Source organism: Pseudomonas floridensis (assembly GCF_002087235.1).
Lineage (GTDB): Bacteria > Pseudomonadota > Gammaproteobacteria > Pseudomonadales > Pseudomonadaceae > Aquipseudomonas > Aquipseudomonas floridensis.
Genome location: NZ_MUIO01000158.1, coordinates 1 through 7,150 on the forward strand (window position 1 = coordinate 1; position 7,150 = coordinate 7,150).

Consider the following 7,150-nt stretch of genomic DNA (forward strand, 5'->3'; position numbering starts at 1 on the left):
GGATAAGGCAGGGTGGGGAGGGCAGCAGTAGCAACCCTCCTGATCAGTCAGCGCGCCAGTTGATCAGAGCATAGCGCTCTTCAGCGAGGTACAGGCTTCAGCTTGAACGGGCGTTTGTTCTGATCATCATCTGCAGAACCATGCACACAGCACCGGCACCAAATGCGGAAGCGATGAGCGGCGCGAAATCTTGAGCCAAGCGTAGTTGGTCGAAGTTTGGGATCTGCATCTGATACACGATGGAAAGGAGGACGTAAGACACTATGAACAAAAAGCCGTATCCGTTAAAAACTTTAGAGAATCTGAGCAGTACAGGGTCCAGATTTGAAACAATCGATTTGAGCATGAGGAGCTCCCTCGGCAGCTTGACCTATAGGCTTAATGGCGAAGATTAAAGCAATCGTAGCTGCTTTGGAATCGCCCGTCATGGTGCCGCACGCATCACTCAGAGAATCTCGGCAAGAGCCTTTTTACTCGACTCTTCCGCTTCCGCTTCCGGATCGATCAGATCGCTGGCGAGGGCGCGCTTGTCCATGAGCATCTGCCACAGCTGCTGGTCGATAGTGTCCTCAGCTAGGGGGATTTTGACGACAACCATGCGCAACTGCCCGTTGCGATAGGCTCGATCCTCAGCTTGGTCCTGCAGCCCCGGTGTCCATGGAAGCCCCAGAAAAAAGACATAGTTCGCAGCAGTCAGGTTGTAACCTGTTCCGGCGGCCGACCTGGTCCCGATGAACACCCTGCAGTCCGGGTCCTGCTGGAAAGCATCAATCGCCTTCTGTCGTTTCTTGGGCGAGTCACTGCCTACCAACGTCACGCACCCGACGCCCATCTTGATGCAGTGCTCACGCAACGTGGCCACGGATTCCTGATACTCGCAGAAGAGGATAACCTTGTCGTCGACGTCCAGCTCGGCCATCAGATCCGCCAGGATCCGTACCTTCACGCGTTCGAGCAGTTGACGCAGTGCGCCCAGCCTTGCGAATCGGTGCTGGTCGCTCCGCATGATCTGGTTGTACTCGTCACGTTCTATCTGGCTGAGTATCACCGGTACAGTCTGCCGCTGCTTCCCCTTCAGGTTGGGCAGCACATCCTTACGGCGACGAAGCATCCAGTCGGATATCTCATCTCTAAGCGTCTTGCGAAACTCAGGACTGCCGGCGAATCGCTCGCAGAACTCATTGAGGGGCAGTTGTCCGATTGGATGGCCTGAAAGCCTCAGCAGTGTGTGCAGCTCCGCTTCGCGATTGAGCACTGGCGTGCCCGTCAACAGGTAGCGGTTTTGTACCTGGGCAGCAATGTCGAAGCCGTGGCGTGTCCACGCTGCAGTGGGTTCCTTGAGTCGGTGAGCCTCGTCAATGACCATCACCGCGAAACGGCTCGCGTGCATGACAAAATCACCCAGCCTCTCGTAGTTCACGATGATCCAGCCAGCACTGGCATCAAAGGTTTGCATGGCGATCTGAGCTTGGGGAAACACCATCAGGATCTCGCGCTGCCAGTTGATGATCAGGCTGTTGAGCACAATAACCAGAACCGGTTTACCTTGTGCGCGTATGCCAGCGGCGACCACAGCCTGGCGAGTTTTGCCCAGTCCCATGTCGTCGGCCAGTAGCGCGCTCGTGCGCTGCAGCAGGTGCTTGATTCCTGCTGGCTGATGATCCATCAGCGAGAATCCTTCCAGCGCCTTATCGATATCGGCACTGGTCAGCTCGGTGTTTTTGATGGATGGGACAGATGCCAGGTAGATACCTGAATCTGAAACTTCCTCTTCGCTTTTGGTCGACTCCGGAGAGTGGCCACCCAGACTGATACTGGTGACCTCATTCACCGCCTTGACCGACCCGTCAGCGAGCAACTCCTGCAGCGTGTCCAGAATTTCGAACTGATCTTCGTCCAATCCCAGTTCCAGAATCAGGTTACTGCGAACCAATTCTGGTGTGCCCTGCACTCGCCAGGCTTTGCCCGCCGAGAGGAACACCCCACGCATGCGCTTGGCGATTGCTACAGCACCAGGATGAAAATCTCCCGACAGGATCACACCGCCTTCCGCCAGCGGCGCTAGCCTGAACTTCATCCCCCAGGTGAATGCGTCACGGTGCACGTCGGACTGGGCAGAGGTAATCCTGTCTCTGAATGCTTGCCAGCTTTCGATGTGTTTGCCATCTGCGAGCTCTGCCAGCTCCCGATAGAGCACATCGAGGTCATCGAGTAGCTTGTCTTTGGGCACACGCCAAAACTGGTTCAGTGGGTGATCAGACCTGCGTATGAAAAAGCCCCTCCGGCGAAGCAAAAGCTTGTTTGCACCTTGTAGGTAACTGAGGGACAGCCCGAAGTCGTAGCCATCGAAAATGGCTTTGCGAAGCAATACCGGACGCTTGTTCATCAATTGGGCCGATGCCATCTTCAGAGCCCCTTGTCCAACAAACTGTTAGCCCAGCCCACGATCTCTTCCCCAAAGCGGATGTTGAACACCGATTTTTCATCAGCGTAACGCGCCATCTTCATCGCCATATTTGGCCATTCCAGGAGCACGGGCATACGACCGCTTCTGACTGCGGCCATGAATAACTCAAAAGCGTTCATCACTACCGAGTGAGCATCTGGGGTTTTGTTTTCGTGGTCTCTAATCTGAGCGATATGCAGATGCTGAGGTGTAAAATCGCCAGTCACTCGCTCATTGCGGCCTGTTCTGAGTGTGAGCTCGACCGATGCCAGCGGCAGCCCTTCAGATCGGATGGATAAGAGTCGGCAGTTGCCCGAATATGCACGGAAGTCGTATGTGTCGATGCAGTGACCCAGAGAGCGATGCTCCTGGTCTAAGTCTGCTGGGCAGCGTAATTCGACGATCTGCAAACCGGTCGTACTGCAGGTGATTGGATCACTGCCCAGCAGCAGCCCCGGCCACCTTGTGAAACAGTCAGATGGCTCAGGCGGGTGATCCCGCTCCAGCCTCGCTCTGATGTCTGCGAGTGCGCCATGGAACGCATCGACTACATTGGATATTTGGCGGAAGTTTAAACCGCTTAAGAACGCGTACAGCCGGCGCTTGGTGTTACGAGCCTCGCAACTTCCAGCGCGGTCTAGATTGTCGAACAGCTCTCTGAAATCAACAAGTTTGGTCGCTATGCCTGACCAGGCGGGGTCCGCCCAGTCAGTAGGGCAGCCCGCCAAAAGATTGTTCATATCACGCAATGGTCGGAGTAATTCCCATGGAATCGCTGATCTGAACGAATAGAAAAAACGCCATTCTGCTTTGGTTCTCGGGCGACGATTGCCTAGCACAGAGCCCGCGATCAAATGCTCCCAGCCTGCCTCAAGGCCCTCAGAATTCAAACGACTGAGCGCGCTGCCGGTGTCGTAGACCCGCTGCTGGCCAAGGAAACGGATCGAGGACGTCGGTACCGAGAACAGCCATGCCAGAACCCTGTTAAGCGGCAAGCCAGTGTCGACTGCCTTTCCCACGAACCCGGCCCCGTCCATGATGGTTTCACCCTCCCAGGAGCAGCAAAACCCCTGAAGTTCGAACCATGGGCATTCCACCAGCAGTCCACCTGCGATCATGGGCCACGGCATTCCAACCCCAACGATCAACACCGGCACCAACACCGGTTGTGCTTTCAAGGCCTGTAGTCGACGTGTGCGATCGCCTTGAGCGAGCCAGTTGTAAAGTTTGGCAGAAGGGCACTGCACAGAACGCACTGCATGCAACAGCTCCTGGTCGAGGTTCTGACAAAACCTCTTCAGTGCCGCGCCGATACAGGTGATGTAAAAGCGGCCGCGTGGCGCGTAGAAACGTTTGTTCCGGCCCTCTGAACTAAGCGCGCCCATATTGTATTTCACCAGCGGTCTTATACTAAGTTCCGCTTCACCCCGCGCCAGGTCCCGTGCTGGTTTGCAGAATGAGGTCAGAAGTGCATCCGCGCTGTCATGAGTAATCAACTGATGAGCCAGCTTCAAAGCTTGGCTCGGACTTGGTGCGTGCCCGGGGACTTTTCTCTTCTCATCAAATCGCACAGCTGAAATCAGCTGGCCATCGAAGTATTGCAGCTGCCTTCCGATCCGCGCCACAGTTGGACGTGCAACCGAGCCATCGTTATGCAGAGCAACGCACCAGCATCGAGTTGAGGAGGTGTGAGTCAGGTAGTGCAGTATGAACTCGTCACGTGCTTCCGCCGGTACGTTGAAATGATCAGCCCAAGTGTTGGCGACAGCTCGATGACGTTCTGGGAATTTCGCAATATCGAGAAGAGTTTGGACGAAAGTTGTTTCGCAAATAGGCTCGGCGGTCATGAATCAATGAGCTCAAAGTGACTTGAGGCAGCACTGTCCTAGACCTGATCTTCGCTCGCCATGCGTAACCGTTAACGTGGGAGAGTGGGTTAATCGCGCTGAGTCAGAACTTGAAGCTTTGCTGTTGCTCCTGGGCAAACCCCTTTAGCCACGATGCGCGCATGGCTGGATGCCGGTAGGGGCATTCGTGGAGAGGGATGCCTTTAAGTGCCGCTTCAGCACCCGCGAGCATCACGGCATGGTGAGGATTGTTGAATCGACGCCGATCCGAAGTCCCGTGCGTCGCTGTAGGGGCTGTTCTCACAACTGAGGGTTCCCGTGGAGTAGATCGCATACATCTAAGACTTCACGAACGAGGCGAATTTTTCACTCTTCAAGGTATTCAGTTGTCGCCAGCTCCTTAGCTGCCCGCCGGGCTTCTTGGACATCCAGGTCGTTCATACGTGCTTCAAACAGCTCATTCAGTGTCATCTCATCCTCCACTGATGTCCCGGTGATGACTCCTCCATTACTGATAACCGCCTCATTCAATACAGTAGTCAGGGCTGTCCTTGATACGGTGTCGTTTGGCATGCGGATGACATAGGTAACGAAGTTGTTGATGTCACTCATTGGATTCGACCTGTAAGAGAATAGTCGTCAAGTGGGCTTCCCGATTCGCAGATTCATTTAACCAGCAGATCCACGAGGAGGGCGTTTTTCGCCAGCGGGTGAACAATGCAGAAGTACCTGCCTGCTGATGGAGAACAACGTTGATCAGTGTCGTTTCCACCAGCAGCTTCACGCAGAGGGCGCGATTTTTCGCACAGGTTTCCTACACAGGAATATCGTCGTCGAAATGCGGAGCTGCATCATTTTGAGTTGAATTCCGGTCGGTATGCTGTTGCTCGCTTTGCGGCTGGTTGTATGACTGGGAAGGGGCCAATTGCACCGCTTCAACCCGGTGGGGAAGGATTGCGACCCGCGATGCCTGCACTTTCAACGCAGAAAACTCCTTACCGTCCTTGGTCCAGTTATCAATGATCGCTCGCCCTTGGATCATGACCCGCATGCCCTTTTGGAACAGGTTGGCATAGTGTTCCGCATCGCGGTGCCAATATTCTACGTTGGCCCAGAAACCGCCTCTGTCCTCAAAGCCTGATCCATCGGCTTTCGGAATTGAATTGTCAAAGTAAACGTTCAGCCGTAGCAAGCGGCGCGGATCTTTGTTGCCGTTGGCGAACTCCTTAAATTCTGGAGCAGAGCCAAGGTTACCTTCCCAGTCTACTGATGTGCCCATGTTAGGACTCCTTCTGCGTGTGCGGTGAAATGCCGCTGGATTGTGAGATCTGTTGCAGCCGTCCTGAGTAAACGGCATCTGCCTGGGCCATCTTTTCGGCACATTCGGCGGCCTGCCGGCCGATGGTATGGACCAGACTTATTTGCATATTCAAAGCGACGCGTTGCTGTTCCATGGAGTGCAGATCCTGGAGCAGTGATTCGGGTGTTCTGGGATCGGCCAGCAAGCTGGACCAAACAGTGACGCCCATCTGCCGCGTTCCCATTTCCTGCCAGCGGAGAAAAACTGTGCCAGCGCTTGTGCGTTGCCGAACCATCCGCACAGGTAGAAGGGTGTAGGGATGCCTGTTCGCCTGGGCCAGCACTTGATCTTCAGCCAGCGCATTCAGATCGGCTTCAAGGGACCGGCATAACTCTGCCAACTGGAGCATCCCCCCCTTACCTTTAAAAGGTTTTAAAAGGCCTTTTAGGAAGGGCGCATGTTGCAGTGCTACGAAGGCATCCTGTTGCAGGGGTTGGAAGGCACCCTGTTGCAGGCTCTGGCGCTCTTGATTCTGGTGCGCGGGGTTGGCCGTCACGTTAATCACTCTGCGGACTCAGGTTCAGACTTGTCAGGGTGCGGCTGGCCCAGCGTGATGGTCTCCTCGAAGCCGTCGTCATCACCGTCTTCACTGACCGCGGCATTTGATGCCGAAGAGGGGGACGGCGCGAAGCTTGATTTGCGAGTTCCTTCCAAAATGTCTTGGGGGATTTCACCAAACGATGCGTACATCTCACGAGCCTGCTCGGAACGTGCGTTCTTGGCCGCAAAATCATCTCGGCTTGCTCCCGAGAACTTCCAGCGCTGACTCAAACCGAAAAGACGACGCAGGATTGCAGCCCCCTCATCGAGCCACTGGCCTTTGGCGTTGTTGTCTATAAGGCCGACGTGGCTGGCCAGAAGAATGCGCCGCACGAGCTCGTCGTAGGCAGTGAGCAAAAAGACCGCTTTGAACGCCAGCGGCGTGGACAGGAACAGCGGCAGTGTCACCGGCTGCACGGATAGGTTTTGACCTATTGAAAGCATCGGCGGCAGTGAGGCCATAACTTCGTCCAGCCTGGCGTCGATATCTTTCATTTCCTGTTCAGAGGCTTCGATCTTTTCTTCTATAAGGATCAGAAACCAGTCTGAATAAGGATCGTCCTGTTCGCAGCCACGCTTGATGCGATTTAGGATGTTGGCAAAGCCGCTCAGGCCGATCATGCCAGGCTTGCCTTCGGTGCGTTGACGCCCAAACCAGAGGCGCGAAGCATGGTGGGTGTGCAGGGTCAGGTTGACGCTGCTTCGCAATGAACCGAGGTTGAGCTGAAAGTTGTCAGCCATGCTGAGCGCTTCCTTTATAAGAAATGATTGATAGGGCGAGGCAAGACTGCCTGCGCGTATAACTCAGGGTCAGTAACAAACCGTTTCTTGATCGGAATGGTTTTTTGGCGGAGACCCTGATTTTCGTGGGCTTGCGTGTGGAATGACTCAGAGCTGTGCTGGAAGTGATTCCCGGGGAATCACCCTGATAGGCGCTCAAAGTGATGCCAGTGGCAT

At 55.0% G+C, this 7,150-nt stretch carries 8 protein-coding genes; all 8 read right to left on the minus strand.

Translation table 11 applies throughout. The features are described from left to right. Positions 1-97: 97 nt before the first annotated feature. Entirely contained in the window at positions 98-346 is a 249-nt protein-coding gene (locus BZK31_RS27360; RefSeq protein ID WP_003424998.1) for a hypothetical protein, read from the minus strand. A 99-nt stretch (positions 347-445) separates the two neighbouring features. Beyond that, positions 446-2,404 (minus strand): DEAD/DEAH box helicase, encoded by a 1,959-nt coding sequence (locus BZK31_RS27365; protein ID WP_083186338.1) that lies wholly within the window; start codon positions 2,402-2,404, stop codon positions 446-448. Between the two features lie 2 nt (positions 2,405-2,406). After that, positions 2,407-4,293: a hypothetical protein gene (locus tag BZK31_RS27370; protein WP_005895533.1), complete on the minus strand. Its 1,887-nt coding sequence runs from the start codon at positions 4,291-4,293 to the stop codon at positions 2,407-2,409. Positions 4,294-4,396: 103 nt separating this feature from the next. After that, positions 4,397-4,597, minus strand: coding sequence for a CrpP family ICE-associated protein (locus BZK31_RS27375; protein ID WP_080288534.1), 201 nt, complete (start codon positions 4,595-4,597; stop codon positions 4,397-4,399). 62 nt (positions 4,598-4,659) lie between these two features. Next, complete coding sequence (locus BZK31_RS27380) at positions 4,660-4,905, minus strand: hypothetical protein (RefSeq protein ID WP_005895535.1); 246 nt, start codon at positions 4,903-4,905, stop codon at positions 4,660-4,662. 202 nt (positions 4,906-5,107) lie between these two features. Then, entirely contained in the window at positions 5,108-5,572 is a 465-nt protein-coding gene (locus BZK31_RS27390) for a single-stranded DNA-binding protein (protein ID WP_005895538.1), read from the minus strand. A 1-nt stretch (position 5,573) separates the two neighbouring features. Then, a complete protein-coding gene (locus BZK31_RS27395; protein ID WP_005895541.1) occupies positions 5,574-6,158 on the minus strand; it encodes a DUF3158 family protein in 585 nt (194 codons plus the stop codon). Further along, the gene (locus tag BZK31_RS27400) at positions 6,155-6,934 is read right to left on the minus strand and encodes a PFL_4669 family integrating conjugative element protein (RefSeq protein ID WP_005895544.1); all 780 of its coding nucleotides are present in this window, start codon (positions 6,932-6,934) and stop codon (positions 6,155-6,157) included. The genes BZK31_RS27395 and BZK31_RS27400 overlap by 4 nt, the downstream gene beginning before the upstream one ends. Positions 6,935-7,150: the final 216 nt, after the last annotated feature.

Bases quoted from the DNA above. Each gene is read 5' to 3' on its own strand.
- BZK31_RS27370 (WP_005895533.1), bottom strand. From the start codon at position 4,293: ATGACCGCCGAGCCTATTTGCGAAACAACTTTCGTCCAAACTCTTCTC.
- BZK31_RS27380 (WP_005895535.1), bottom strand. From the start codon at position 4,905: ATGAGTGACATCAACAACTTCGTTACCTATGTCATCCGCATGCCAAAC.
- BZK31_RS27365 (WP_083186338.1), bottom strand. From the start codon at position 2,404: ATGGCATCGGCCCAATTGATGAACAAGCGTCCGGTATTGCTTCGCAAA.
- BZK31_RS27390 (WP_005895538.1), bottom strand. From the start codon at position 5,572: ATGGGCACATCAGTAGACTGGGAAGGTAACCTTGGCTCTGCTCCAGAA.
- BZK31_RS27400 (WP_005895544.1), bottom strand. From the start codon at position 6,934: ATGGCTGACAACTTTCAGCTCAACCTCGGTTCATTGCGAAGCAGCGTC.
- BZK31_RS27360 (WP_003424998.1), bottom strand. From the start codon at position 346: ATGCTCAAATCGATTGTTTCAAATCTGGACCCTGTACTGCTCAGATTC.